The organism is Pseudoxanthomonas sp. Soil82, from assembly GCF_040446535.1.
Lineage (GTDB): Bacteria > Pseudomonadota > Gammaproteobacteria > Xanthomonadales > Xanthomonadaceae > Pseudoxanthomonas > Pseudoxanthomonas kaohsiungensis.
Genome location: NZ_JBEAAK010000001.1, coordinates 227,812 through 254,114 on the forward strand (window position 1 = coordinate 227,812; position 26,303 = coordinate 254,114).

Annotated in this window: 22 protein-coding genes; 13 read left to right on the forward strand and 9 right to left on the reverse strand. The window is 71.3% G+C overall.

The annotated features are described in order from the left end of the window. Window positions 1-8: 8 nt before the first annotated feature. Together dut and coaBC are read right to left on the reverse strand one after the other, a co-directional pair. Complete coding sequence (gene dut, locus ABKA19_RS01005) at window positions 9-470, reverse strand: dUTP diphosphatase (protein ID WP_353688013.1); 462 nt, start codon at window positions 468-470, stop codon at window positions 9-11. A gap of 5 nt (window positions 471-475) precedes the next feature. Then, on the reverse strand, window positions 476-1,714 hold the full coding sequence (gene coaBC / locus ABKA19_RS01010; RefSeq protein WP_353687255.1) for a bifunctional phosphopantothenoylcysteine decarboxylase/phosphopantothenate--cysteine ligase CoaBC: 1,239 nt from the start codon (window positions 1,712-1,714) through the stop codon (window positions 476-478). Between the two features lie 95 nt (window positions 1,715-1,809). Between coaBC and radC the strand changes: the two genes are divergently transcribed. The 5 genes from radC to ABKA19_RS01035 all read left to right on the forward strand — a co-directional run bounded on the left by radC (window position 1,810) and on the right by ABKA19_RS01035 (window position 6,721). Continuing rightward, window positions 1,810-2,484 (forward strand): RadC family protein, encoded by a 675-nt coding sequence (gene radC / locus ABKA19_RS01015; RefSeq protein WP_353687256.1) that lies wholly within the window; start codon window positions 1,810-1,812, stop codon window positions 2,482-2,484. Between the two features lie 56 nt (window positions 2,485-2,540). Continuing rightward, on the forward strand, window positions 2,541-3,116 hold the full coding sequence (locus ABKA19_RS01020; protein ID WP_353687257.1) for a DUF1697 domain-containing protein: 576 nt from the start codon (window positions 2,541-2,543) through the stop codon (window positions 3,114-3,116). Window positions 3,117-3,151: 35 nt separating this feature from the next. Then, on the forward strand, window positions 3,152-4,840 hold the full coding sequence (gene argS, locus ABKA19_RS01025; RefSeq protein ID WP_353687258.1) for an arginine--tRNA ligase: 1,689 nt from the start codon (window positions 3,152-3,154) through the stop codon (window positions 4,838-4,840). A gap of 43 nt (window positions 4,841-4,883) precedes the next feature. Further along, complete coding sequence (locus tag ABKA19_RS01030) at window positions 4,884-5,636, forward strand: SPOR domain-containing protein (RefSeq protein WP_353687259.1); 753 nt, start codon at window positions 4,884-4,886, stop codon at window positions 5,634-5,636. A gap of 335 nt (window positions 5,637-5,971) precedes the next feature. Continuing rightward, window positions 5,972-6,721, forward strand: coding sequence for an SDR family NAD(P)-dependent oxidoreductase (locus ABKA19_RS01035; protein ID WP_353687260.1), 750 nt, complete (start codon window positions 5,972-5,974; stop codon window positions 6,719-6,721). A gap of 109 nt (window positions 6,722-6,830) precedes the next feature. Here the strand turns inward: ABKA19_RS01035 and ABKA19_RS01040 are convergent, their stop codons facing one another. Together ABKA19_RS01040 and speA are read right to left on the reverse strand one after the other, a co-directional pair. Further along, a complete protein-coding gene (locus ABKA19_RS01040; protein WP_353687261.1) occupies window positions 6,831-7,511 on the reverse strand; it encodes a MarC family NAAT transporter in 681 nt (226 codons plus the stop codon). A 182-nt stretch (window positions 7,512-7,693) separates the two neighbouring features. Then, window positions 7,694-9,583 (reverse strand): arginine decarboxylase, encoded by a 1,890-nt coding sequence (speA, locus tag ABKA19_RS01045; RefSeq protein ID WP_353687262.1) that lies wholly within the window; start codon window positions 9,581-9,583, stop codon window positions 7,694-7,696. Between the two features lie 179 nt (window positions 9,584-9,762). On the opposite strand from speA, the gene speE reads away from it, so the two are divergent. Together speE and ABKA19_RS01055 are read left to right on the forward strand one after the other, a co-directional pair. After that, window positions 9,763-10,623: a polyamine aminopropyltransferase gene (gene speE / locus ABKA19_RS01050; RefSeq protein WP_353687263.1), complete on the forward strand. Its 861-nt coding sequence runs from the start codon at window positions 9,763-9,765 to the stop codon at window positions 10,621-10,623. Between the two features lie 315 nt (window positions 10,624-10,938). Then, complete coding sequence (locus ABKA19_RS01055) at window positions 10,939-11,604, forward strand: phosphotransferase (RefSeq protein ID WP_502945680.1); 666 nt, start codon at window positions 10,939-10,941, stop codon at window positions 11,602-11,604. A 10-nt stretch (window positions 11,605-11,614) separates the two neighbouring features. On the opposite strand, the gene ABKA19_RS01060 is transcribed toward ABKA19_RS01055, so the two are convergent. Further along, window positions 11,615-11,953: a P-II family nitrogen regulator gene (locus ABKA19_RS01060; RefSeq protein ID WP_353687265.1), complete on the reverse strand. Its 339-nt coding sequence runs from the start codon at window positions 11,951-11,953 to the stop codon at window positions 11,615-11,617. 180 nt (window positions 11,954-12,133) lie between these two features. Between ABKA19_RS01060 and ubiK the strand changes: the two genes are divergently transcribed. The 5 genes from ubiK (at window position 12,134) to ABKA19_RS01085 (ending at window position 17,907) form a co-directional block, all read left to right on the forward strand. Continuing rightward, on the forward strand, window positions 12,134-12,409 hold the full coding sequence (ubiK, locus tag ABKA19_RS01065) for a ubiquinone biosynthesis accessory factor UbiK (RefSeq protein ID WP_353687266.1): 276 nt from the start codon (window positions 12,134-12,136) through the stop codon (window positions 12,407-12,409). A 7-nt stretch (window positions 12,410-12,416) separates the two neighbouring features. Then, window positions 12,417-13,928 (forward strand): YifB family Mg chelatase-like AAA ATPase, encoded by a 1,512-nt coding sequence (locus ABKA19_RS01070; RefSeq protein ID WP_353687267.1) that lies wholly within the window; start codon window positions 12,417-12,419, stop codon window positions 13,926-13,928. A 324-nt stretch (window positions 13,929-14,252) separates the two neighbouring features. After that, a complete protein-coding gene (locus tag ABKA19_RS01075) occupies window positions 14,253-16,343 on the forward strand; it encodes a S9 family peptidase (protein WP_353687268.1) in 2,091 nt (696 codons plus the stop codon). 99 nt (window positions 16,344-16,442) lie between these two features. Further along, on the forward strand, window positions 16,443-17,639 hold the full coding sequence (locus ABKA19_RS01080) for a putative peptide maturation dehydrogenase (protein ID WP_353687269.1): 1,197 nt from the start codon (window positions 16,443-16,445) through the stop codon (window positions 17,637-17,639). Window positions 17,640-17,670: 31 nt separating this feature from the next. After that, window positions 17,671-17,907: an NHLP-related RiPP peptide gene (locus tag ABKA19_RS01085; protein ID WP_353687270.1), complete on the forward strand. Its 237-nt coding sequence runs from the start codon at window positions 17,671-17,673 to the stop codon at window positions 17,905-17,907. 42 nt (window positions 17,908-17,949) lie between these two features. Here the strand turns inward: ABKA19_RS01085 and ABKA19_RS01090 are convergent, their stop codons facing one another. From ABKA19_RS01090 to aceB, 4 genes are all read right to left on the reverse strand, one after another. Continuing rightward, complete coding sequence (locus ABKA19_RS01090) at window positions 17,950-20,391, reverse strand: putative peptide modification system cyclase (protein WP_353687271.1); 2,442 nt, start codon at window positions 20,389-20,391, stop codon at window positions 17,950-17,952. 19 nt (window positions 20,392-20,410) lie between these two features. Then, window positions 20,411-21,451, reverse strand: coding sequence for a GGDEF domain-containing protein (locus tag ABKA19_RS01095; RefSeq protein ID WP_502945681.1), 1,041 nt, complete (start codon window positions 21,449-21,451; stop codon window positions 20,411-20,413). A 608-nt stretch (window positions 21,452-22,059) separates the two neighbouring features. Then, on the reverse strand, window positions 22,060-23,352 hold the full coding sequence (aceA, locus tag ABKA19_RS01100; RefSeq protein ID WP_353687273.1) for an isocitrate lyase: 1,293 nt from the start codon (window positions 23,350-23,352) through the stop codon (window positions 22,060-22,062). Between the two features lie 163 nt (window positions 23,353-23,515). After that, entirely contained in the window at window positions 23,516-25,210 is a 1,695-nt protein-coding gene (gene aceB, locus ABKA19_RS01105) for a malate synthase A (protein ID WP_353687274.1), read from the reverse strand. A 118-nt stretch (window positions 25,211-25,328) separates the two neighbouring features. On the opposite strand from aceB, the gene ABKA19_RS01110 reads away from it, so the two are divergent. After that, window positions 25,329-26,291, forward strand: a complete 963-nt coding sequence (locus ABKA19_RS01110; RefSeq protein WP_353687275.1) for a LysR family transcriptional regulator — start codon at window positions 25,329-25,331, stop codon at window positions 26,289-26,291. Window positions 26,292-26,303: the final 12 nt, after the last annotated feature.

Sequence of the window (26,303 nt, forward strand, 5' to 3'; positions counted from 1 at the left end):
TCCCCTGTTCAACGTACGCCGGTGTGGCCGAACCCGCCTTCGCCGCGCGCGCTGCCGGCAAAAGTATCCACCACCTTCAGCTTCGCTCGCACGATTGGTGCCAACACCAGCTGTGCGATCCGGTCCCCCGGCTGGATCGTGAAGGTTTCCCGCCCCCGGTTCCAGAGGCTGATCAGCAGCGGGCCCTGGTAGTCGGCGTCGATCAGGCCGGTGCCGTTGCCCAGCACGATGCCGTGGCGGTGGCCCAGGCCCGAGCGCGGCAGCACCAGCGCGCACAACCCGGGATCGCCGATGTGGATGGATAGGCCACTGGGTACCAACGCCGCGTCGCCCGGCGCCAGGACAAGCTCGGTCTCCAGCGCCGCGCGCAGGTCCATGCCGGCGCTGGCGGCGGTGGCGTACTCGGGCATCGGCCAGCTGTCGCCGAAACGCGGGTCGAGCAGGCGGACTTCCAGTTCATACGCATCCATCGGGTTCATGCCCCCAGCCGCTCGGCGACCAGCTCGACCAGGCCATCGGCCAGGCGCACCTTCGGCGCGGCCGGGAAATCGCGCTCGCCGCCGGGCCAGTACGCGGTCATGGCGTTGTCGTCGCTTTCGAAGCCGGCGCCGGGCACGCCCACCCGGTTGGCGACGATCAAGTCCAGGCGCTTGGCTTCCAGCTTCTGCCGCGCGTAGTCGGCCACGTTGGTGGTCTCGGCGGCGAAGCCGACCACCAGCTTCAGGCCGGCGTCCTCTTGGCGGGCGACCTCGGCCAGGATGTCGGGGGTGCGGACCAGGTCCAGCGCCAGGGTCTCGCCGGTGCCGGTCTTTTTGATCTTGTCAGGCGAGAACGCGCGCGGGGTGTAATCGGCCACCGCGGCGGCGCCGATGTAGACGTCCGCCGGCAGCGCCGCGGCGACCGCCTCGCGCATCTGCGCCGCCGAGCGCACGTCGACGCGCTGCACGCCCGGCGGCGTCTCCAGTTGCACCGGGCCGGCGACCAGCACGACCTGCGCGCCCTGGCGGGCGGCGCTGGCGGCGACCGCGAAGCCCATCTTGCCGCTGCTGCGGTTGCCCAGGTAGCGCACCGGATCCAGGTCCTCGTAAGTGGGACCGGCACTGACCACGACCTTCAGCCCCTGCAGCAGGCCGGTCGCCGGCGGCCGGTCGGCGGCAGGCGCGCCGGCCAGCGCGGCGACGATCGCGTCGGGCTCGCGCAGGCGCCCGGGACCGGATTCGCCCTCGGCCAGGGGGCCATCGTCCGGCCCGATCACCTGCACCCCGCGCGAGCGCAGCAGGGCCACGTTGGCGACCGTGGCCGGGTGCCGCCACATGCGGTGGTTCATCGCCGGCGCCACGCTCAGCGGCGCCTCGGTCGCCAGGCACAGGGTGGTGACCAGGTCGTCGGCCAGGCCATGCGCCAGTCGCGCCAGCAGGTCGGCGGTGGCGGGCGCCACCACCACCCGGTCGGCCCAGCGGGCCAGCTCCAGGTGCCCCATCGCCTGCTCGGCGGCGCTGTCCCACAGCGTGGTCCGGGCCGGGTGCCCGGACAGGGCCTGGAAGCTGAGCGGGGTGACGAACTGCTGCGCACCGGCGGTCATCGCCACCTGCACCGACGCGCCGGCGTCGCGCAGGCGCCGCACCAGTTCCAGCGCCTTGTAGGCGGCAATGCCGCCGCCCACGCACAACAGGATCCGCTGCCCGCCAAGCGGGCCGGTGGCCGTAGCACTCACCTGGTTGTTTCCTACGCTGAACAGGCCACCAAGCTTACTCCAAGCACTGCGACGGACCGATCCCGCCGGCCGCGCGGCCCGGGCACGCTGGCCGCATGCACATCCGCGACTGGCCCGAAGCCGAACGTCCCCGCGAGAAGTTGCTGGCCCACGGCGCCGGCTCACTCTCGGATGCCGAGCTGGTGGCGATCTTCCTCGGCTCGGGGCTGCCCGGGCGCGATGCGGTGCAGACCGCGCGCGACCTGCTGGCGCGGCACGGCCCGCTGCGCAGCCTGCTCGACTGCAGCCCGCGCGAGCTGGCGCGCCTGCCCGGCCTGGGCCCGGCCCGCGCCTGCCAGCTGGCCGCCGCGCTGGAGCTGGGCAACCGGCACCTGGCCGCGGGGCTGGAGCGGGGCGACGCGCTGACCGACCCGGCCGCGGCCGGCCGCTACTTCGCCCGCCGCCTGCGGCCCCACCGGCACGAGGTGTTCGCCGCGCTGTTCCTCGACACCCGGCACCGGGCGCTGGCCTTCGAGGAGCTGTTCGCCGGGACCATCGACGGCGCCGAAGTCCATCCGCGCGAGGTCGCGCGGCGGGCGCTGGCGCACAACGCCGCGGCGGTCATCGTCGGCCACAACCACCCGTCCGGCTGCCCCGACCCCTCGGCCGCCGACCGCGCGGTCACCGCCCGGCTCAAGCAGGCGCTGGCGCTGGTCGAGGTGCGCCTGCTCGACCATTTCGTGGTCGGCGATGGCGAGCCGGTCTCGCTGGCCGCCCGTGGCCTGGTCTGAATACCGCGTCCGCCACGGCGCGGTAGATTGGCCATCCCGCCCGCTGGAGACCCGCGATGCCCGCCTATGCCGCCCTGTTGCGTGCGGTCAACGTCGGCGGCACCGGCAAGCTGCCGATGGCGCAGCTGCAGGCGATGTGCGAAGCCGAGGGCTACGCCGGCGTGCGGACCTACATCGCCAGCGGCAACGTCGTGTTCCACACCGGGCACGACGCCGCGCAGGTGAAGGCCGCGCTGGAACGGCGCCTGCACCAGTACGCGGGCAAGCCGGTCCGGGTGCTGGTCCGCACCGCCGCGGAACTGGCGCGGATCCTGGCCGCCAACCCGTTCCCGGAACAGGCACCCAACCGCACCGTGGTCATCTTCCTCGACGACGCCCCGGCCGCGGATGCCCTGGCCACGGTGAGCCGGCAACGCGAGGAGCGGGTCGCGCTGGGCGAACGGGAGATCTACGTGGACTACGGCGCCGGCATGGCCGATTCGAAGCTGCGGATCCCGGCCGGGGAGGCCGGCACCGGCCGCAACATGAACACCGTGGCGCGGCTGGCGGCGATGGCCGCCGCCCTGGATGCGCAGCCGCCGGCCGCGCCCACGGCCCGCCCCAAGCCGGCCCGGATCCGGCCAAGCGGGTAAAATGCCCGGCCAGACCGCACGAATCCGCCTCCCGCGTGAAAACCCTCCTCAACGCCCTGGTGAACCAGGGCATCGACGCGCTGCGTGCCGCCGGCACGCTGCCGGCTGACGCCGCCACCCCCGATTTCGTCATCGAGCGGCCCAAGACCCGCGAGCACGGCGACTTCGCCACCAACGCGGCGATGCTGCTGGCCAAGGCCGCGCGCAACAACCCGCGTGCGATCGCGCAGGCGCTGGTCGCGGCGCTGCCGGCCAGCGACGACGTCGCCCGGGTCGAGATCGCCGGCCCCGGTTTCATCAACTTCCACCTCGCCCCGGGCGCGTGGCAGCGCGAAGTCGCCGCCGCGCTGCGCCACGGCGTGGAGTATGGCCGCAACACCTCCGGCCAGGGCCATACCGCCGGCGTGGAATACGTCTCGGCCAACCCCACCGGCCCGCTGCACGTGGGCCACGGCCGCGCCGCCGCCATCGGCGACTGCATCGCGCGCGTGCTCGACGCCAACGGCTGGACGGTCAAGCGCGAGTTCTACTACAACGATGCTGGCGTGCAGATCGAGAACCTGGCGCGATCCACCCAGGCGCGCCTGCGCGGGCTCAAGCCCGGCGACGCCGACTGGCCGGCCGACGCCTACAACGGCGACTACATCCAGGACGTGGCCGACGCCTACCTGCGCGGCGACATCGTGCGCATCGAAGGCCATGAAGTCGCCGGCAGCGGCGACGCCGAGGACCTCGACGCGATCCGCCGCTTCGCCGTGGCCTGGCTGCGCAACGAGCAGAACCAGGACCTGGCCGCGTTCGGCGTGGACTTCGACATCTATTTCCTCGAGAGCTCGCTGTACACCGGCGGCAAGGTCGAGGAGACGGTGCGCGAGCTGGTCGCCAAGGGCCACACCTACGAGGAGGGCGGCGCGCTGTGGCTGCGCACCACCGACTTCGGCGACGACAAGGACCGCGTCATGCGCAAGTCCGACGGCACCTACACCTACTTCGTGCCGGACGTGGCCTACCACCTGAGCAAGTGGCAGCGCGGCTACGAGCGGGCGATCACCGAACTGGGCGCCGACCACCACGGCTCGCTGGCCCGCGTGCGCGCCGGCCTGCAGGCGCTGGACGTCGGCATCCCCAGGGGCTGGCCGGAATACGTGCTGCACCAGATGGTCACGGTGATGCGCGGCGGCGAGGAGGTGAAGCTGTCCAAGCGCGCCGGCTCCTACCTGACCCTGCGCGACCTGATCGAGGAAGCCGGGCGCGACGCCACGCGCTGGTTCCTGATCGCGCGCAAGCCCGACTCGCAGCTGGTGTTCGACATCGACCTGGCGCGCCAGCAGAGCAACGACAACCCGGTGTTCTACGTGCAGTACGCGCACGCCCGCGTCGCCGCGCTGCTGCGCCAGTGCACCGAGAAGGGCTACGCATACGACCAGGCCAATGCGCTGGCCAGGCTGGAAAGGCTCGACGACGAGGGTTCGCTTTCGCTGATGGTCGAGCTCTCGCGCTGGCCGGAGACGGTGGAAGCGGCGGGCCAGTCGCTGGAACCGCACCTGGTCGCCCAGTACCTGCGCGAACTGGCCTATGCTTTCCACACCTGGTACGCGAACACGCCGGTGCTGGTGGAGGACGCGGACCTGCGCGACGCGCGCCTGGCCCTGGCCCTGGCCGTGCGCCAGGCCCTGGCCAACGGCCTGGACCTGCTCGGCGTCAGCGCGCCGGAGCGGATGTGAGGCGCCCGACCCGCGCGCCGGATAGAAACGGAGACATGCAGTAATGGCGGCAAGACGTGGCAAGAACCAGGCCCGGCGGACGAGTGGCAATGGTCGCAGCAGCGGCCGCCCGGCGTGGGTCTGGGTGGTGGCGGGCGTGGCGATCGGCGCGGTGGTCTTCCTGGCCGTGCCCGACCTGCTGAAGAAGGACGGCGACGGCTTCGCCCGCTTCGGCCCGCGCGCCAATCCCGACGCGCAGCCGGCGCCGATCGCCGACAGCGAGGCCATCGCCGACACCCCCGCCGGCGGCGCGGCGACCGCGCCGGCCGATGCGGCGCCGCAGTACGACTTCTACACCGTGCTGCCCGGCAACGAAGTGCGCATGTCCGACGCCGAGCTGGCCGCCAGCGCGCGCGAGGAGGAGGCACGGCGCGCCCAGGACGAGGCGCGGCGCGCCCGCGAGGCACTGGAAGGCCGCGCGCCGACCCCGGCGCCGACCGCCGCGCCCGCAGCCGTCGCCGAAGCACCGGTGACGGTGGCCAGCGCACAGCCGTCACCCGCACCCGCGGCGCCGACCGGCGATGGCGCCCGCTACATCCTCCAGGCCGGCGCCTTCGGCGCCTCCGGCGACGCGGAGGAAGTGAAGGCCAAGATCGCCATGCTTGGCCTCGGCGCCCGGGTCGAATCGGGCCAGGCGGGCGGCAAGACCGTCTACCGCGTGCGCATGGGGCCCTACGGCAGTGCCAGCGAACTGGCCGAAGCCAAGCGCAAGCTCGCCGACAGCGGCCTGCCGGCGATGGCCATAAAAGCGCAGTAATTCCGCTTTGGCGGAATTACCCCAAGGTTTGCGTCGCAAACCTCGGGCCCCATGCCGCTACACCCGCCATCCCGCGCCTGCCGGCGCGCGTCTTTGACTCAAGGGGCCGATTCTCCGGCCAGAGGCGCGGCAGAAGAAACCAGGCCGGCATCGGGCGAACCACTGCAACGGTTTGCCGTGCGAAGCCTGGGGCCGTGCCCGTTGCATCCATAACTCCTGCGCCTGCCGGCGCCCCCCTTGGCTCAAGGGGCCTCTCGTCCGTCAGCGGCTCGATGGGCGGACCGCTGCCCGCGATGGTGCGAGAATCGGCGGGTTCTTCCCAACAGGAATCCGCGATGTCGAAGACCGCTTTCATCACCGGCGCCACTTCCGGTTTCGGCCTGGCCGCCGCGCGCCGTTTCGTCGGTGCCGGCTGGAAGGTCGTCGCCACCGGCCGACGCGGCGACCGCCTGCAGGCGCTGGTGGACGAACTGGGCGTGGCGAACGTGCACCCGGCGCGATTCGACGTGCGCGATGCGGCGGCGATGGAAGCGGCGCTCGGTGCCCTGCCCGAAGGCTTCCGCGACATCGACGTGCTGGTCAACAACGCCGGCCTGGCACTGGGCACCGCGCCGGCGCAGCAGGCCAGCCTCGAGGACTGGCGGGTGATGATCGACACCAACATCACCGCGCTGGTGACGCTGACCCACCGCCTGCTGCCGGCGCTGGTCGCGCGCAAGGGCGTGGTCATCAACATCAGTTCGGTGGCCGGGGTGAATCCGTACCCGGGTGGCAACGTCTACGGCGGCACCAAGGCCTTCGTCAGCCAGTTCTCGCTGAACCTGCGCACCGACCTGCACGGCAGCGGCGTGCGCGTGACCACGATCGAGCCGGGCATGGCCGAAACCGAGTTCACCCTGGTGCGCACCCACGGCAACCAGGCCGCCTCGGACACGCTGTACCGGGACGCCCGGCCGATGACCGCCGAGGACATCGCCGAGCAGATCTTCCATGTCGCCACCCTGCCGGCGCACCTCAACATCAACCGGCTGGAGATCATGCCGGTGACCCAGTCCTTCGCCGGGTTCCAGGTCCACCGCGGCTGACGCCGCCAGGCGAACACGCTCGTTGTAGGAGCCGATCCTTATCCGCGACCGGGCGTCGGGCTGACCGGGGCGTCGCCCGTGCCGTCGGGTCGCCGATAAGGATCGGCTCCTACAGGCGCAGCAGCGCCGCCACTTCCTCGGCGATCTCGTAGATCCCGTTGACCACGAACTGCACGCCGATGCAGACCAGCAGGAAGCCCATCAGCCGCGAGAACGCCTCCACGCCGCTGTTGCCGAGCTTGCGCATGATGGTGCCGGCGCTGCGCAGGCACAGCAGCAGGATCAGGCTGGCCAGGAAGAACACCAGCGGCGGCGTGGCGTGCATGACCCACTCGGCGTACGGCCGCTCGTCCTGCACCGCCGCGGCGGTGCTGATGATCAGGGCGATGGTGCCCGGGCCGGCGGTGCTGGGCATCGCCAGCGGGATGAAGGCGATGTCATCGGTGCGGTGCTGGCGCAGCTCCTCGCTGCGGCGCTCGACTTCGGGCGTCTCGTCCAGCTTCTGCTGCGGGAACAGCATGCGGAAGCCGATGAACGCCACGATCAGGCCGCCGGCGATGCGCAGGCCCGTGATTGAAATGCCGAACACGTTCATCACCAGCTGGCCGGCGTAGTACGCGGTGGCCATGATCACGAACACGTAGATCGAGGCCTTGAGCGCCTGGCGGTCGCGCTCCTCCTCGCTCATGCCGCGCGACAGGCCCATCAGCAGCGCGACGGTGGTAAGTGGATTGGCCAGCGGCAACAGGGTCGCCAGGCCGATGCCGACCGCCTTCAACAGTTCCAGCACTCCGTGCACTCCCGCCGGGCCCGGGGTTCACCATACACGGCCGGCGGTTGCATGCGCGACCGCCGTGCCGGTGCCCTGCATGACGGCGGTCGCCGCTGCGTCCGGCGCAATGCGCGCCGCACCGGCGGCGCGGCCATGCCCTACTGCCGGCGGTGCGCGCCCCCCGCCGGACGAGGCGCCCGTCAGGCCAGCGGCTCGTCCGACAGGTAGGTGTAGCCGGTCAGCCCGGCTTCCAGCGCCGCGGCCAGCGCCAGCGACTCGGCTTCCGGCAGGCCCGCGTCGTGCACCCGCTGCGCGTACGCCTGGCGCAGGTCGTCCAGGCGGTAGCCGACGTAGTCGAGCATGACGTCGGTGGTGTCGCCGCGGCGCTGCTGGGTCAGTTCGTAGCCGCCGTCGGCCGTGAGTCGCACCTCCACCGCGTCGGTGTCGCCGAACAGGTTGTGGATGTCGCCGAGGATTTCCTGGTAGGCGCCCACCAGGAAGAACGCCAGGCAGTAGCCCTCGCCGTGGCGCACCGGGTGCAGCGGCAGCGAGGTGTCCAGGCCGCCGTTCTCCACGTAGGTCTTGACCGTGCCGTCCGAGTCGCAGGTCATGTCGGCAATCACGCCGCGGCGCGTGGGCGCTTCGTCGAGCCGGTCGATCGGCACGATAGGGAACACCTGGTCGATCGCCCAGGCGTCGGGGATCGACTCGAACACGCTGAAGTTGACGAAGTACTTGTCGACCAGGCGGTCGTTGAGCTCGTCCAGCACCGCGCGGTGGCTGCGCTCGCCCCCGTCCAGCTGCGCGCGCACGCCGTGGGCGACGGCGTAGAACAGGTCGTCCACGCGCGCGCGCTGCGGCAGGTCGATCTGGCCCAGCGCGTAGGCGGACAGGCCTTCGGCGTGGAAATGCTGGGCCTCGTGGAACAGCTCCAGCGGCGGCCGCTGCTGCAGGTCGGCGTGCAGCTCGCGCAGGTGGCGGATCACCGCCGGCTCGTCGTCGTGCGCGTCGGGCACGCGGCCTTCCGGCGCGGTCTCCACCTCGGTGGTGTTGGCCACCAGCACCGCGTGGTGCGCGGTCATCGCGCGGCCGCATTCGGTGACGATGCGCGGCGGCACCAGGCCCTGCGCGGCGCAGGCCTCGGCCAGCGGCTGGACGATGTTGGCCGCGTACTGGTTCAGGCCGTAGTTGATCGAGCACTCGCTGCGCGAGCGGGTGCCTTCGTAGTCGATGCCCAGGCCGCCGCCGACGTCCATGTAGCGCACCTTCGCGCCCAGGCGCGAGAGCTCGCTGAAGTAGCGGGTCGCCTCGCGCATGCCGTTGGCGATGTCGCGCACGTTGGAGATCTGCGAGCCCATGTGGAAGTGCAGCAGCTGCAGGCAGTCGGTCATGCCCGAGTCGCGCAGCGACTTCCACAGGTCCAGCAGCTGGCGCGGGGACAGGCCGAACTTGGCCTTGTCGCCACCGCTGTTCTGCCACTTGCCCGCGCCCAGGCTGGCCAGGCGCATGCGCACGCCCAGGCCCGGGCGCACGCCGAGGTTGGCGGCTTCTTCCATCACCAGCGCCAGCTCGGAGGGCTTCTCGATGACGATGAAGGTCTCCAGGCCCAGCTTGCGGCCGATCAGGGCCAGGCGGATGTACTCGCGGTCCTTGTAGCCGTTGCAGACGATCAGGCCGCCCGGCCGCGACAGCGCCAGCACCGCCATCAGCTCCGGCTTGCTGCCGGCCTCCAGGCCGAAACCCTCGCCCTGGTGGCTGGCCAGGGTGCCGGCCACGCCGCGGTGCTGGTTGACCTTGATCGGGTACACGGCGGTGTAGCCGCCGCTGTAGTCCGCCTCGGCCATGGCCCGGGCGAAGGCGGCCTGCAGCCGGCCGAGGCGGTCGCCGAGGATGTCCGGGAAGCGCAGCAGCAGCGGCAGCTGCATGCCCTGGCCGCGCGCGGCCTCCACCAGCGCGGGCAGCGCCAAGGCCGGGCCGCCTTCGCCGCGCGGCAGCACCTGCATGGCGCCACCGGCCACGTCGAAGTAACCGCCGGACCAGTGCGGGATGGACCAGGTCTTGCGGGCGTGGTCGGCGGACCAGTCGCTCATCGGCGTGCGGCTCGGGCTGCAATGAAGGACGCGCATTCTAACCCCGGCGTCCGGGAGGGTCCGTTACAATGCGCGCCCTTCGCCGTCCGGGACGCCCGGGCGGGTTTTCCGCCGCTGCCGGCCGCGCCGGCCCGACCGACCGCGCCCACCGGCGCCCGCGCCATCCACGAGGACCGCCCATGAGCCCCCAGGACAACTGGTACATCGAGCATTTCGAGCCGACCGGCTCGGCCATCGGCTACCGCGTCGAGGCCAAGCTCGACGAGGTGCAGTCGCCGTTCCAGAAGATCGAGATCTACAGGACGACCGACTGGGGCAACCTGATGCTGATCGACGGCGCGGTGATGCTCACCAGCCGCGACAACTTCCTGTACCACGAGATGATCAGCCATCCGGTGCTGTTCACCCACGCGGCCCCGAAGCGCGTGGTGATCATCGGCGGCGGCGACTGCGGCACGCTGCGCGAGGTGCTCAAGCACCCGGGCGTGGAGAGCGCGACCCAGTGCGACATCGACGAGCAGGTCACGCGCATGGCCGAGAAGCATTTCCCGGAGCTGTGCGATTCCAACAACGACCCGCGCGCCGAGCTGCTGTTCGACGACGGCGTGGCCTACATGGCCAACTGCCCGGCCGGCAGCGTGGACGTGGTGATCGTCGACTCGACCGATCCGGTCGGCCCGGCCGAGGGCCTGTTCAACAAGGACTTCTACGCCAGCTGCTTCCGCGCGCTGAAGGACGACGGGATCCTGGTGCAACAGTCCGAATCGCCGCTGGCCCAGCTCGAGCTGATCAAGGCGATGCGCTCGGAGATGGGCAAGGCCGGCTTCAGCACGTTCAAGACCCTGCCGTTCCCGCAGCCGTGCTACCCGACCGGCTGGTGGAGCGTGACCCTGGCGCGCAAGGGCCAGGGCTTCGCCTTCCGCGACGGCGATGCGGCGGCCAAGGGCTTCAAGACGAAGTACTACAACGCGCACCTGCACCAGGGCGTGCTGGTCGCACCGCCGTTCGTGGCCGAGGCGCTGGGCGAAGCGCAGGGCTGAGGCGGGCCCGCCCGCCGGGCATGCCATGCGCCGGTCGCGGGACGACCGGCGCCACCGCCACGGCAGCGATCCGGGCTGTCCGCCTCCGCCCCGCGCGCGAACGGGCGCGCGCGCCCGCAATCCCCCGGGTCGCAGGCTTGATCGCACCGCCGGCCGGCTCGACCGGCCCGTGGTGCGCATGGAATCAAGGCCGCGGCAGCGCCCCGGATGAAACACAGCTTCGACCTGCGTGGTGTTTATCGCCATGCCCGCGGCGCGCAGAATGCGCACCCCACGTTGTGATCGCGCCGGCCAACGCCGGAACGCGCCTTCCCGATGAATTGCCTGATTCCGTGCCTGCCCGCGGGTGGCGCAGCCGTGCCCACGCGCCCCCGCCGCCTGCTCAAGCGGGGCGAACGGCTGCTCGAACCCGACGTCTACCTCACCCGGGTCGGCGATGCGCCCGCGGTCGTCAAGGACTACGGCCGTTACCGGCGCACCCCGCTGGCGCCGCTGGCGCGCGTTCTGGTCCGCCGCGAGGCGCGCCACCTGCGGCGCCTGCGCGGATGGACGCATGCGCCGATGCTGGTCGGCGTGGTCGGCGGCCTAGCCCTGGCCATGGAGTTCGTGCCCGGGGGGCCGCTGGGCGGCGAGGCGGCGGCAAACGACGAGACCTTCCGGCGCCTGCGCGGCGCGGTGGCGCAGTTGCATGCCAGCGGCATCACCCATAACGACCTGCACCCGGCCAACGTGATCGTCGATGGCGAACGGGTAGTGCTGATCGACTTCGCCTCGGCGCTGCGCACGCCACGCTGGTTGCGTAATCTGCCGGTCCTGCGCGAGCTGCGCCGCAGCGACCTGGCCAACACCTATCGCATCGAGCGGCGCGTGACCGGGCGCACGCCCGGGGCGCGCGTGGCCGCGACGCTGGCCGCACCGCGCTGGTCGACGGCGCTGCGCGACACCTGGAAGCGCTTCTACCGTGGCCTGCGCGGCCGCTGAGCGCCGCCGGCTACAGCGCGTCGGCGTCCAGTTCGCCGGTGCGGATCCGCACCACCTGGCCGAGGTCGTGGACGAACACCTTGCCGTCGCCGATCTTGCCGGTGGCGGCGGCGCGCACGATCGCCTCGACCACGGCCTCGACCTGGTCGTCGGTCACCGCGACCTCGACCTTCACCTTGGGCAGGAAGTCGACCACGTACTCGGCGCCGCGGTACAGCTCGGTATGGCCCTTCTGCCGGCCGAAGCCCTTCACCTCGGTGACGGTGATGCCGGCGATGCCGTGCGCCGACAACGCCTCGCGCACGTCGTCGAGCTTGAACGGCTTGATCACGGCCATGATCATCTTCATCGGGCGGCTCCAGGACGCAGGCGGTGCCAGAGGATAACCCGGCGCGCGCTTGCCACGCGGCGGCGCGCTCCGGTCCAATGCTGCAACTGGCGCCGGATTTTTCCCACCGGACGCGGCGCCACAGCCCGATTCCCGCCGTCGCCGCGCCGGCGCACGCTACCTTCAACGCCGGAGACCGCCATGATCGACCTGCACCACATCGACGACCTCGCCCGCCGCCTCAGCGACCTGGTGCCCCCGGGCCTGCGCGAATCCGGCGAGGAGCTGCAGGCTAGCTTCCGCGGTGCGCTGCAGGCCGGCCTCGGCAAGCTCGACCTGGTCACCCGCGAGGAGTTCGACGTGCAGCGCGCGGTGCTGCTGCGCACGCGGGAGAAGCTGGAGAAGCTCGAGCACGTGGTCGAGGAACTGGAGGCACGCCTACACGCGGCCGGCCAGCCGCCCGCGCGTCCGGAGTGACCCCGCCATGGGCCTGGCGCTGGTGCACAGCCGGGCCCGCGCAGGCATCGCCGCTCCGCCGGTGCAGGTCGAGGTGCACCTGTCCGGCGGCCTGCCCTCGACCCAGATCGTCGGCCTGCCGGCCGCCGCGGTGCGCGAATCGCGCGACCGGGTGCGCGCGGCGATCCTCTGCGCGCAGTTCGAGTACCCGCAGCGCCGCATCACCATCAACCTGGCGCCGGCCGACCTGCCCAAGGATGGCGGCCGCTTCGACCTGCCGATCGCGCTGGGCATCCTCGCCGCCAGCGGCCAGATCGACCGCGACGCGCTGGCCGGCTGCGAGTTCCTCGGCGAGTTGGGCCTGACCGGCGAGCTGCGTGCGGTCGATGGCGTGCTGCCGGCGGTGCTGGCCGCCACCCGCGACGGCCGCCGCCTGGTGGTGCCGGCCGGCAGCGGCGCCGAAGCGGCGCTGGCGCGCGATGCCGAGGCCTACGTCGCCCGCACCCTGCTGGAAACCTGCGCCGGGCTGGGCGGCACGACCGCGCTGCCGCGCGCGGAGGGTGGCAAGGAACCGGCCGCTCCTGCATCGGCCCCGGACATGGCCGACGTACGAGGCCAGGCGCAGGCCCGCCGCGCGCTGGAGATCGCCGCCGCCGGCGGCCACCACCTGCTCATGAGCGGCCCGCCCGGCTGCGGCAAGACCCTGCTGGCGTCGCGCCTGCCCGGCCTGCTGCCGGAGGCGACCGAAGCCGAGGCGCTGGAAACCGCCGCCGTGGCCTCGATCAGCGGCCGCGGCTTCGATCCACGGCTCTGGCGGCAGCGGCCCTGGCGCGCGCCGCACCACGGCGCCAGCGCGGTCGCCCTGGCCGGCGGCGGTAGCCCGCCGCGGCCCGGCGAGATCTCGCTCGCGCACAACGGCGTGCTGTTCCTCGATGAGCTGCCCGAATGGCACCGCGCCGTGCTGGAGGTGTTGCGCGAGCCGCTGGAATCGGGGCGGATCACCGTCGCCCGCGCCGGGCGCAGCGCCGAGTTTCCCGCCCGCTTCCAGCTGGTCGCGGCGATGAACCCGTGCCCGTGCGGGTGGGCCGGCGACCCGTCCTCGCGATGCCGCTGCAGCCCGGACCGGATCCGCCAGTACTGGGGCCGGATCTCCGGCCCGCTGCTGGACCGCATCGACCTGCACCTGGCGATGGCGCGCCTGCCGCCGCAGGCACTGCGTGGCGATGCGCCGCCGGGGGAGTCCAGCGCCGCCATCCGCGAGCGGGTGATCGCCGCGCAGGCGCGGCAGCTGGAACGCGCAGGCCGCCTCAACGCGCGCCTGGATAATGCCGGCATCACCCGCGACTGCCGGCTCGCCGACGACGGCCAGCGGCTGCTCGAACAGGCCTGCGAACGCCTGCAGCTCACCGCCCGCAGCCTGCACCGGGTCCTGCGCGTGGCCCGCACCATCGCCGATCTGGACGCGGCCGCGGCGATCGCCACCGCCCACCTGGCCGAGGCACTGGGGTATCGCGCGCCGCTGTCCACGCCGGCGACGTGACCGCTGCCCGCGGGCGGACTCGCCGCGCGGCCTCCCGACCATCCAATTACGGGCGCCGCCGGGCAAGCCCGGCACGACACCCGTAGAGCGGGGCTCGCCCCGCAGCTTCCGGCAGGGGCCGTCACCAGCGCAGCCGGGCAAGCCCGGCTCTACGACGGCCTGTGCCGCGCCATGGCGGCGCCCGGGCAGGTTCAGCCGGGCAAGCCCGGCTCTACGGGCGTGCCATCGGTCATGGGGGTGGTTTAACGGGACGGGAACGACGGCGGTGGGGCACATCGGCTAGCGTGCGTCTTCCGATGCCGCCGGCATCCCCGGGGAATCCCCATGCGCCACAGCAAACTGTTCGTCGCCTCCAGCCTCGCCCTTGCCCTGGCCGCCTGCGGCGGCAAGCAGGACGACGCGACCACCGCCCCGCCGGCAACCGCCGCGCCCGAGGCACCCAAGGAAGTGGAACTGATCGCGCGCGATGCGCTGTTCGGCAATCCCGAACGCGCGGGCGTGCAGATCAGCCCTGACGGCAAGTACCTGAGCTGGATCGCGCCGGTCGATGGCGTGATGAACGTCTGGGTAGCACCGGCCAGCGATCCGTCGGCCGGACGCGCGGTGACCGACGACAAGGCGCGCGGCATCCGCAACTACTTCTGGTCCTACCGTCCCGACACGCTGCTCTACCTGCGCGACAGCGGCGGCGACGAGGATTTCCACCTGTACGCGGTGGACCTGGCCAGCAACCAGAGCCGCGACCTCACCCCGTTCGAGAAGACCACCGCGCAGGTCGTGGGCGTCAGCCCGACCCAGCCCGACAGCATCCTGGTCGGCATGAACGACCGCGACGCCAAGTGGCACGACCTGTACCGCGTCGACCTGGCCACGGGCGAGCGCACCCTGGTGGAGAAGAACACCCAGGAGATCGCCGGCTACATCGCCGACGGCGCGTACAACCTGCGCTTCGCCCAGCGCTCGCGCCCGGACGGCGGCATGGACATCCTCAAGCGCGCCGGCAGCGCCTGGGAGAAGGCTGACGACGTGCCGTTCGAGGACGTGCTCACCACGAATGTCCTGGGCCTGACCCACGACGGCAAGACCCTGTACCTGGCCGACTCGCGCAACCGCAACACCTCGGCGGTGTACGCGATCGACAGCGGCACCGGCGAGCGCAAGCTGCTGGCCGAGGACGCGCGCGCCGACATCGGCGGCGGCCTGTCCGATCCGCGCACCGGCGAGCTGCAGGCCGTGTCGGTGGACTACCTGCGCGAGGAGTGGAAGCCGCTGGGCGACGCGCTCGCCGCCGACCTGAAGGCGCTGGAGGGCATCGGCCCGGGCGAGGCGGGCGTCAACGCGCGCACGCTCGACGACAGGACCTGGATCGTCACCTACTCGGCCGCCGAATCGCCGGTGGTCTACTACCGCTACGACCGCACCCCCGGCGCCGAGGGCAAGCTGACCAAGCTGTTCTCCGCGCGCCCGGCGCTGGACGGCAAGCCGCTGGCGCCGATGTGGCCGCTGGAGATCAAGTCGCGCGACGGCCTGACCCTGCCCAGCTACCTCACCCTGCCGGTGCAGGCCGACGCCGACGGCGACGGCAAGGCCGACGCGCCGGTGCCGATGGTGCTGCTGGTCCACGGCGGGCCGTGGGCGCGCGACGACTATGGCTACAGCAGCTACGACCAGTGGCTGGCCAATCGCGGCTACGCGGTGCTGTCGGTCAACTACCGTGGCTCCACCGGCTTCGGCAAGGAGTTCACCAACGCCGGCGACGGCGAGTGGGGTCGGAAGATGCACGACGACCTGATCGACGCGGTGCAGTGGGCCGTCGGCCAGGGCATCACCACCGCAGACAAGGTCGCGATCATGGGCGGCAGCTACGGCGGCTACGCCACCCTGGCCGGCCTGACCTTCACCCCCGACACCTTCGCCTGCGGCGTGGACATCGTCGGCCCGTCCAACCTCAACACGCTGCTGGCGACCGTGCCGCCGTACTGGGCCAGCTTCTACGAGCAGCTGGCCAAGCGCATGGGCGACCCGCGCACCGAGGAAGGCAGGAGGTGGCTGACCGAGCGTTCGCCGCTGACCCACGCCGACAAGATCACCAAGCCGCTGCTGATCGGCCAGGGTGCCAACGACCCGCGCGTGAAGCAGGCCGAGAGCGACCAGATCGTCGAGGCGATGAAGGCCAAGAACATCCCGGTCACCTACGTGCTGTTCCCCGACGAGGGCCACGGCTTCGCCCGCCCGGAGAACAACAAGGCCTTCAACGCGATCACGGAGAACTTCCTGGCCAAGTGCTTGGGCGGCCGCGCCCAGCCGATCGGCGAGGACCTCAAGGGCTCCAGCGTCACCGTGCCGACCGGTGCCGACGGCGTGGAAGGGCTGAGCGCGGCGCTGCAGGCGCATACCCAGGACGTGCGCAAGTAGGTCGCGTGGGACGCGGGTGCCGGCTTCCGGCGCCCGTCGTCCACGCGGAGAACCGGGAACCGGCGCCCTTCGGGGCGCCGCGGCGCGATAATCCGGCGAATGAAGATCCGCCGCCGCGACCCCAGCTTCATCCAGATCGATGAGCAGCTGCTGCCCGATTTCGCGGACCTGCTTTCAGGACGCGTCACGCTGCTTCCCTCCACCGGCATCACCCTGCTGTGTCCACACAGCGGCCAGGGCCTGCCGGTCTCCGCGGACGAGCTGGCCCTACTTTCCCGGCTGCCCCCTGGCTGGTGCGAGCTTTCGTCGCTCGATCCCGCAGCGTTCCCGGCCGCCGCCATCGCTGCCCTCCTGGAGCGCACGGTGCTTCTCTCGGACCGGCCGGAACATGCCGCGTCCGCCACCATCCTGGCGTCCGAAGACCGGTGCCGGGAGGTCGGCTGGCATCCCCTTGCCCGGCTCTACCACGGGATGACCGGCTGGTCGGGCGTGTCGGGCGACGAGGGGTATCGCCCGCACGGCGATGCCGACCAGCGCGAGCGACTGCTGGCGCACGCCAGCCGCCATGGCCCCATCCCCGAGCACTTCCCCGGCCACCCCAACCATCTCGGCAGCGTCCCGTTGCCGGACGCACCCGCCAGCGGCGCGTTTGGCGAGCTCCTGCATCGTCGCCGGACCACGCGCCACTTCGATACGGCCCGCCCCCTGTCGATCGGGGCGTTCGCCCAGGTGATGCAGGTGGCGTTCGGTGCCTGTGGCATCGAGGAACTGGCGCCGGGCATGACGGCGGTCAAGCGGACCAGCCCCTCAGGCGGCGCGTTGCACCCGATCGAGGCCTTCCCGCTGGTCATTGACGTCGAAGGCCTCGCTCCCGGCTTCTACCACTACCGCGGCGACGACCACCGGCTGGAACTGGTCGCCCGGGTACCTGCGGAGGAGGCGCGCCCGTTGGCCGCGCGCCTGGTCGCGGGCCAGGACTATTTCGCCGACGCGGCGGCCCTGGTTTTCCATGTCGCCCGGCTGGACCGGCAGTTCTGGAAGTACCGCCAGCACCCCAAGGCCATGCGGGTCCTGTTGCTGGACTCCGGCCACCTGAGCCAGACCTTCTACCTGGCCGCCACCGACCTGGGCCTCGGCGCCTTCTATACGGCGGCCATCAACGACGCCGACATAGCAGGGATTTTGTGCTTAGATTCGTCCGCCCGGATGGTCATCGGCGCGAATGGGATAGGGGTTGCCGACCCGACCCGGGACCAGCTTCATCTGCGACCGGTCGCCATGCCGCGGCCGGATTGAAAACGCACGCAACATTCACCAGGGGAAAAACATGGCTACCCACGAAAGCGCCCGCAAGTTGCTGGAGCGTCTCGCCTCCGACGACGATTTCCGCGCACTCATGCAGAAATCGCCCGTAGCGGCGTTCGCCGAGTACGGAATCAACGTCGATCCGGACATCGCCCCGGGCAAGGTCGTCCTGCCCAGCAAGGAAGAGATCGGTTCGGACATCGACCTGCTGACCAAGCAGGTCCAGCAGTCGGCGGGGTTCATCATCTTCGCCCGCTGAAGCCACCCGGCGCCGGGTGATCCTGCGGATTATCGGGAGCCGCTACCTGGCCAGGACGCTGGCCGGTGGCGGCTTTTCCGGAGCCCATTCGGCATAGGTCCTTGCCCGGCCTTCGGGCGAACGGACCTTGCCGGTCAGTTCGCTCGCATCCTGCCCCAGTGCCGCCATTGCCTCGGCGCGCTCGATCCAGGTGAGCGCGAGCACGTTGGGGCCTTCGTACTGCGCCAGCGTTCTCAACGCCCCCTCCGGATCGCCATGCATCCTCTGCATGCGCGCCATCATGATCGCCGATGCGTTGGCGAGCAGCGGCTCCGGTGACGCGTCGACCTGGCCGCCTGCCGCCTTCCTCGCGCGCTCCACCAAGGCCGCGTCGCCCATGCCCGCCGCGACGTAGCCGGCATGCAGGGCCGTCGCCGCGACCGCGTCGCGCGCCCGGCCTACTTCGGCCGGCATCTTCCGCTCGACCAGCCCCAGCAGGCGGGCCACTTCCCTGCGCAGCTCGTCCTTGCCGGCGCGGCGCGACAGCACCTCGAGCGCGGTGCTGCGCGCGAGCCATTCGAACGGCAACACCGGGTCGGCGCGATCGCTGATCAATTGACGCGCCTTGGCTTCCGCCAGCTCCCACTGGCCGTCCGCGGCGAGGACGTTGAGCTCGGCCGTGGCGCGCTCGATGGCCGCGAAGTCCGGCTCGCCCGCCACCGGCGCCAGCGCCCGCAGCGCTTCCTCGGTGGATTCGGCCGCCTTCAACAGCTCACACTCGATCTGCGGTCCGGAACCCCCCTTGTCGTTCGCGCAGTCCGCGCGGGCCGACGCCAGATCGCCCAATCCCGCACTGGCGATCGCCCGGAACTTGATCGCCACCGGCAGCGTCACCCCCTGGGTCGCGATCGCACGCTCGCTGAACCGCCGCATCTCCTCGAACCGGTTGCCGATGGACATGGCGAAGGCGGTGTTGAAGGCGGCGATGTCGAAGTCCGGATAGAGGTCCGAAAGCGCGCCCCATTTTGACTGGTAACCCTTGTCCCAGCGCAGCAGCGAGAGCTGTGCATCGGCGTACAGGCGTTCGCGGTTGGTCAACTTCGACACGTCCGACAGCGCAGCCTCCATTTCCTTCTGGGCCGTGGCGATGTCCTGGCGCCCGAATGCGACCCGGGCGAGGCCGATCCGCGCCATCGCGAATCCGGGGTCGAGCTGGAGGGCCTGGCGGAAATGGCTTTCGGCGCGGCCCAGGTCGCGGAGCGCGTAGGCACGCTGGCCAAGGGTGAATGCCCGGAGCGCTTCGATGCTCGGGGTCGTTACCTGTTCCAGCGGAAGCGAGGAACGAGCGATCAGGCTCGCGTTCTCGCCCAGCCTTGCCCGCAGCGATTCGGCGATGTCGCCGGTGGAATGGATCGCCGAATCGGCACCGCGACCGCCAGCGCCCAGGGAGAGCACGGTGTCCGACGTCGAAGGATCCACTACCTCGACATCCACCCGCACCTTCCCGCCGTTGTCCGACACCGTCGGCAGCAGGAGCATCCTCGCGCCGGTGCGCTGGGCGACGCCAAGGCCGGTACTGCGGTCGATCCGCGAATCGGCGCGCTTCATCAGCGCCAGCACGCTCTGCGCCCGCGCATCGGGCACCACGTTGACGAACTGCGACTGCTCCAGGCTGGTGCGCAACGCCGCTTCGATGGCGCCGTCGTAGCGCGGATCGCCCGTCATGTTGCGCAGGTCCCCCACCACCACCCAGTCGCGCTCGGAGAAGGCGATCGCTGGTTCGGGGCGGGTCATGAACCAGCCGCCGACGACCAGGCCGACGACCACCACCACCTCGGCGGCGATCGCCACCGGGCGGCGCCACACCGGCATCTCGCGCCGGGCCTTGGCGTCGCCACGCGGTGCGCGCAGCGGCGCCAGGCCGGGCTCGCCGACCTCGTGCACTTCCTGCACTTCGGGCACGCCCTTGAACAGCCAGCGGCCGTGGCTGCGCCATTGCAGCTCGTTGCCGCGCTCGCCCAGCTCGCGCACCGAGCGCCGCACCAGCGGTTCGACCACCGACGACAGCAGGATCTGGCCGGGCCGGGCCAGCTGCATCAGCCGCGCGGTGAACGGCTTGGCCAGGCCTTCGATCTCGACCGGCTTGGCCCCGGCGTTCACCGCCTCCTCGCTGTTGCGCCAGATCAGCACCTCGCCCACGTGCAGGCCGGCGCGCGCCAGCAGCGGGTCGGTGCGGTGGGCGTTGCCCAGCGCTTCCAGGCCGCGGCGGTAGTCCAGGGCGAAACCGAGCCCGTCCAGCGGGCGCTCGAACAGCAGCAACAGGCCATCGGAGCGGTCGATCAGGCGGCCGCGCCAGCGTTGCTGCAGTTCCAGCACCAGCCGGTCGTGGTCGCGGAACAGGCCTGCGGCCGGGCCGTCGCCGAGCTTCTCGACCAGGCCGGTCGAGTCGCAGAGGTCGGTCAGCAGCAGGGTCCGCAGTTGCGGCGCCTGGCTGTCGTGCGGCATGCCGTCCATCGTCGCCGCCTCATCCGCCCGGGAGCGGCGGCAGGCCGTCGATCCAGAACGCGCGGTTGCCGCCCAGGCGCTTGGCCTCGTACAGCGCCGCGTCGGCGCGCGCGTACCAGTCGTTCCAGTCCTGCTCCGGCTCGACCAGGCAGGCGCCCACGCTCACCGGGCAGATGGTCGGCACCGCCTGCTGCAGCAGCAGCAGGTTGCGGGTGGTGGCTACCACGAACTCGGCGTAGCGCATCACGTCCTCGCGCCTCTGCGCCGAGACCAGCAGGCAGAATTCGTCGCCGCCCAGACGGCAGGGCACGTCGTCCGGGCCGGCGACCGAGCGCAGGATGCCGGCGATGTTCTGCAGCACGCGGTCGCCGATCAGGTGGCCATGGTCGTCGTTGACCTGCTTGAAGCGGTCGCAGTCCACCAGCACCAGGCCCATGGCCTCCTTCATCCCCAGCCGGCGGCATTCCTGCAGGTGCAGGGTCAGGCCGCGACGGTTGTACAGGCCGGTGAGCTCGTCGGTGCGGATCAGCTCTTCGGTCTGGTTGAGCTGGTGGGTGGTGGCGTAGAGGTTGTCCAGCGCCGTTTCCAGGTCCTGGTTGCGGCGGCGCAGCTGGCGGATCAGGCTCTGCTCGTTGAGCACCACCCGGGTGATCGAGCGGCGCAGGAACTGCGCCACCAGGTGCGGGTCGCGCGCGACCAGCTGCTGGAATTCGTCCTCGCCCAGCTCGACCAGGGTGCCATTGCTGGTGGCCACCGCGTCGGCGCTGCGGGTGTGCTCGCCGATCAGCAGGCCCAGCTCGCCGAAGAATTCCTGCGGCCCCAGCTGCTTGGTGGCCAGGTCGTTGCCGAAGTCCAGCTCGACCCGGCCATGGGAGATCACGTACATGACCTCGCCGGTGTCGCCGCGGCGGAACAGGCGTTCGCCGGTGCGCACCGGCCGTTCGCGGCCGACGGCGGCGAACAGGTCGAACTCGCACGACGACAGGGCGGCGTTTCCGCCACCGCTGGCTTCCTGGTCGTTCCTGTCCCGGACGTTGCGCGTCACGCCGTCGCTCGACATCCCACGGCTCCCGTACCCGGCCCCCTCCGGATGAGCACGGAGCATACCATCGGCCCGCGTACGGCATAGCGCGCGGCCAGCGTCCCGCCCGCCGGCCGTCGGGCCGGAACCGCCGCCCGGGAGCCGCGGAACGTGGCCACCGGGCCGGTCGCAGTCCTGGTCGGGCCAATGACGGCCGCGCGGCGCGGCGCGGCCGTCCCGGCGTGGACCAGGACTGGCGCGCCACGCGGCGGCGTCGATCCCTGCATGCAGCCCGTGTCCCGCCATGGTCCAGCTCCCGGCATGCCTGCCGCCGGCGGATGCCGGCCCCTGACCGGGCTAACGCCGGAACCGGCCCAAGGGGGCCGCGTCCTCCGGCAGCAGGGTGGTCTTGGCCTCCATGCCCGGAACGGCACCGCCCCGCCCCCACGTGTAGGAGCCCATCTTCATGGGCGACACGAGGGCGGGAAGAACGGGACGGCGCCTGCGGCAAGGGGCATCGGGTCGCCGATGAATCGGCTCCTACAGATGGAGCGCCGCCGCGCGGGGAAAAAAGGGTGCGCCCCCTCCCGGGGCGCACCCGCACGACCTGTCACGGCCTGGAGGCCGGTTGCGGCATAGCCCTCGCCTCAGGCCGCCGCGCGGTCGTGGAACTGCTCCTCCTCGGTCGAGCCCTTCAGCGCGGTGGTCGAGGACTGGCCCTGCTGGATCGCCTGGGTCACCTGGTCGAAGTAGCCGGTGCCGACCTCGCGCTGGTGCTTGACCGCGGTGAAGCCCTTCTCGGCGGCGGCGAACTCGGCCTCCTGCAGCTCCACGAATGCGCTCATCTGCCGGCGGGCGTAGCCGTGGGCCAGGTTGAACATCGAATAGTTCAGCGCGTGGAAGCCGGCCAGGGTGATGAACTGGAACCTGTAGCCGTAGCTGGCGATTTCCTTCTGGAATTTCGCGATGGTGGCGTCGTCCAGGTTCTTCTTCCAGTTGAACGAGGGCGAGCAGTTGTAGGCCAGCAGCTTGCCCGGGTACTTCGCGTGGATCGCCTCGGCGAACCTGCGCGCGAATTCCAGGTCCGGCTTGCCGGTCTCGCACCAGACCAGGTCGGCGTAAGGCGCGTAGGCCAGGCCACGGCTGATCGACTGCTCCAGGCCGTTGCGCACCTTGTAGAAGCCTTCGACCGTGCGTTCGCCGGTGCAGAACGGCTTGTCGTTGTCGTCGACGTCGGAGGTCAGCAGGTCGGCGGCCTCCGCGTCGGTGCGCGCGACCAGCAGCGTCGGCACGCCCATCACGTCGGCGGCCAGGCGCGCGGCATTGAGTTTCTCCACCGCCTCGCGGGTCGGCACCAGCACCTTGCCGCCCATGTGCCCGCACTTCTTCACCGAGGCCAGCTGGTCCTCGAAGTGCACGCCCGCCGCGCCAGCCTCGATCATCGCCTTCATCAGCTCGAAGGCGTTGAGCACGCCGCCGAAGCCGGCTTCGGCGTCGGCCACGATCGGCTGCAGGAAGTCGATGCTGTCGTCGCCCTCGGCATGGTGCAGCTGGTCGGCCCGCAGCAGCGCGTTGTTGATCCGGCGCACCACCGCCGGCACCGAGTCGGCCGGGTACAGCGACTGGTCCGGATACATCTGCCCGGCCAGGTTGGCGTCGGCGGCGACCTGCCAGCCGGACAGGTAGATCGCGTTCAAACCCGCCTTGACCTGCTGCATGGCCTGGTTGCCGGTCAGCGCGCCGAGCGCGTTGACGAAATCCTTCTCGTGCAGGTAGCGCCACAGCTTCTCCGCGCCGATCTTCGCGATCGAATGCTCGACCGGGATCGTGCCGCGCAACCGGACCACGTCGGCGGCGGTGTAGTTGCGGGTGATGCCGGCCCAGCGCGGGTCGGTGTTCCATTCGTGCTGGATCTGTTCGGCGGTCTTCAGCGTGGTCATGGTGTTCTCCGTGGGGCGGCTTGCGGCGGCTTGGCGTGGTGCCGGAGGTGTCCGGCGAGGTGTCAACGGGGGCGGGGCGAGCCGCGCTTGGTGCCTCGTAGAGCCGGGCTTGCCCGGCTTTGGGGGTGGCGGGTGCTTCAGCGGGACGAGCCCCGCTCTACGGTCAGTCGATCCGGGCGTACGCCGGCAGGGTCAGGAACTCGACCAGCTGGCAGGCGCGGGTCAGCTCGTCGAGCAGGGCGATGGCTTCGGGGATGCGCGAGCCGCCCGGCAGCGTGGCGGTGTCGCCCAGCCGGCCCGGCAACGCGGCCAGGGTCCGCTCGAACAGGGCGAAGTCGATCACCGTGCCGTCGGCCAGGTGCACCGGGCTGCCATCGGCGTGTCGTCCGCGCGGGTCGGAGTGGTGCAGCCACTGCCACAGCTGGGCGCGGGCGATCTCGGCGGTGGCCGCATCCTCCATCAGCCAGTGAATCGGCACGCAGCCGTTGCCGTCGAGCCAGGCAGCCATGTAGCGCACGCAGACCTCGACGTTGTTCTCGAAGCCCTCGCGGGTGATGGTGCCCTCGCTGGGGCGGACCAGGTCGTCGCGGGTGGCGTGCACGTCCTCGCGCAGCACATGGTGCTGGTTCGGCGTGGGCATGTGCGCGTCGAAGATCGCGCGCGCCACCGGGATCAGCGCCGGGTGCGCGACCCAGGTGCCGTCGTGGCCGGCGGTGACCTCGCGCAGCTTGTCGGCGCGCACCCGCGCCATCGCCTGCTCGTTGGCCGCTTCGTCGCCGGCGATCGGGATCTGCGCGGCCATGCCGCCCATCGCGTGCGCGCCACGGCGGTGGCAGGTGCGGATCAGCAGCTCCGAATAGGCCCTCAGGAACGGCTGGGTCATGGTCACCTGGCCGCGCTCGGGCAGCACCTTGTCGGCGTGGGCGCGGAAGGTCTTCAGGTAGGAAAAGATGTAGTCCCAGCGCCCGCAGTTCAGCCCGACGATGCGGTCCTTCAGCGCATGCAGGATCTCGTCCATCTCGAATACCGCCGGCAACGTCTCGATCAGCACGGTGACCTTCATCTGGCCGTGCGGCAGGCCCAGCATCGATTCGACATGCGACAGCGCTGTTTCCCACAACGCGGCCTCTTCCATGCTCTGCAGCTTGGGCAGGTAGAAGTACGGGCCGCGATCGTTGGCCATCAGCGTGCGCGCGTTGTGCCAGGCGAACACGGCCATGTCGAACAGGCCGCCGGCGATCGCCTCGCCGTCGATGCGCACGTGCTTCTCGTCCAGGTGCCAGCCGCGCGGGCGCACGATCAGCACCGCGCGCTCCTCGTACGGGCGCAGCCGGTACTGCTTGCCGTTGTCGGCCTCGAAGGTGAGCGTGCCGTCGACCGCCGCGGCCAGCGCGCGCTGGCCGGCCAGCAGGTTGCGCCAGGTCGGCGCGGTCGAATCCTCGAAGTCGGCCATGTAGCACTGCGCGCCGGAATTGAGCGCATTGATCACCATCTTCGGGTCGGTCGGCCCGGTGATCTCCACGCGCCGGTCCTGCAGCGCGCGCGGGATCGGCGCGACCTTCCAGTCGCCGTCGCGGATGGCGCGGGTATCGGCGCGGAAGTCCGGCAGGGCGCCGGCATCGAACGCGGCCTGGCGCTCGCGGCGCGCGGCCAGGCGGGCGCGCCGCTCCGGCTCGATCGCCCGGTGCAACGACACCAGCAGGCCAAGCAGCGGCGCCGGCAGCAGCTGCTCCTGGCCGGCGACACGCTCGGTCAGCGCCAGGCCGGCGGCGGCGCGGGGAACGGCGGCGACGCTGGCGGGGCGACTGGACGCGGGACGGGTCGACGGAATCGGGGCGGCAGTGGCGGTGGCGGACATGGCAGGCTCCAGGGCTGCTCGGGTCGGGAGTCCACGCTGCGCTGCGGCAAACTATTTGACAAAACAGTTTTGTCAATGTACTTCATAAGCCCAACTAATATGTAGTCACAACCATCCCGTGGCTGGCAGCGCAAGCCCCCGTTTTTCCTACAAATCCGACCGGCTCAAGCCGCTGCGCGCGTTCTGCCAGACGGTGCGCCTGGGCTCGGTGTCGCGTGCCGCCGATGCCCTGTTCGTCAGCCAGCCGGCCATCACCCTGCAACTGCAGGCGCTGGAACGGGACCTGGGCATGCCCCTGCTGGAGCGCAACGGCCGCCGCCTGGCCCCGACCCGGGAGGGCGAGATCCTGTACGAGATGGCCCTGCCGCTGGTCGAGCAGCTCGACGGCCTGGAGGCCGCGTTCCGGGAACGGGTCCAGGGCCTGGATGCCGGCGAGCTGAAGATCGCCGCCAACAGCTCGACCATCCTCTACCTGCTGCCGCGGATCGTGGAGGCGTTCCGGGCGCACCATCCCGAGGTCCGCCTGACCCTGCACAACGTGGTCGCCAGCGAGGGCACCGACCTGCTGCGCGAGGACGCGGTGGACCTGGTGGTCGGCACCCTGCTCGACGTACCGGCGGACCTGAGCTACGAGGGCGCGTACCGCTTCGAGCAGCGGCTGATCGCCCCGCCCGGGCACCCGCTGCTGCGCAAGGCGCGGCTGGAGCTGGCCGACCTGGCGGCGCACCCGCTGATCCTGCCGCCCAAGCGGCAGATCACCTGGCGCCTGGTCGACGTGGTGCTGCAGCAGAACCGGGTGCCGTACACCGTGGCGCTGGAGGTCAGCGGCTGGGACGTGATCAAGCAGTACGTGGCGATGGGCATGGGCGTGTCGATCGTGCCCTCGATCTGCCTGGGCGAGAACGATGGCGATCGCCTGGCCTCGCGCTCGCTGGCGGCGTTCTTCCCCTCGCGCAGCTATGGCGTGGTGGTGCGCAAGGGCCGCGTGCTGTCGCCGCAGGCACGGGCGTTCATCGCCCTGATCAAGCCGGACCTGCTCGCCCCACGCGAATACGACCAGGCGGGGCACTCGGAGCGGTAGCCGCGGCGCGGC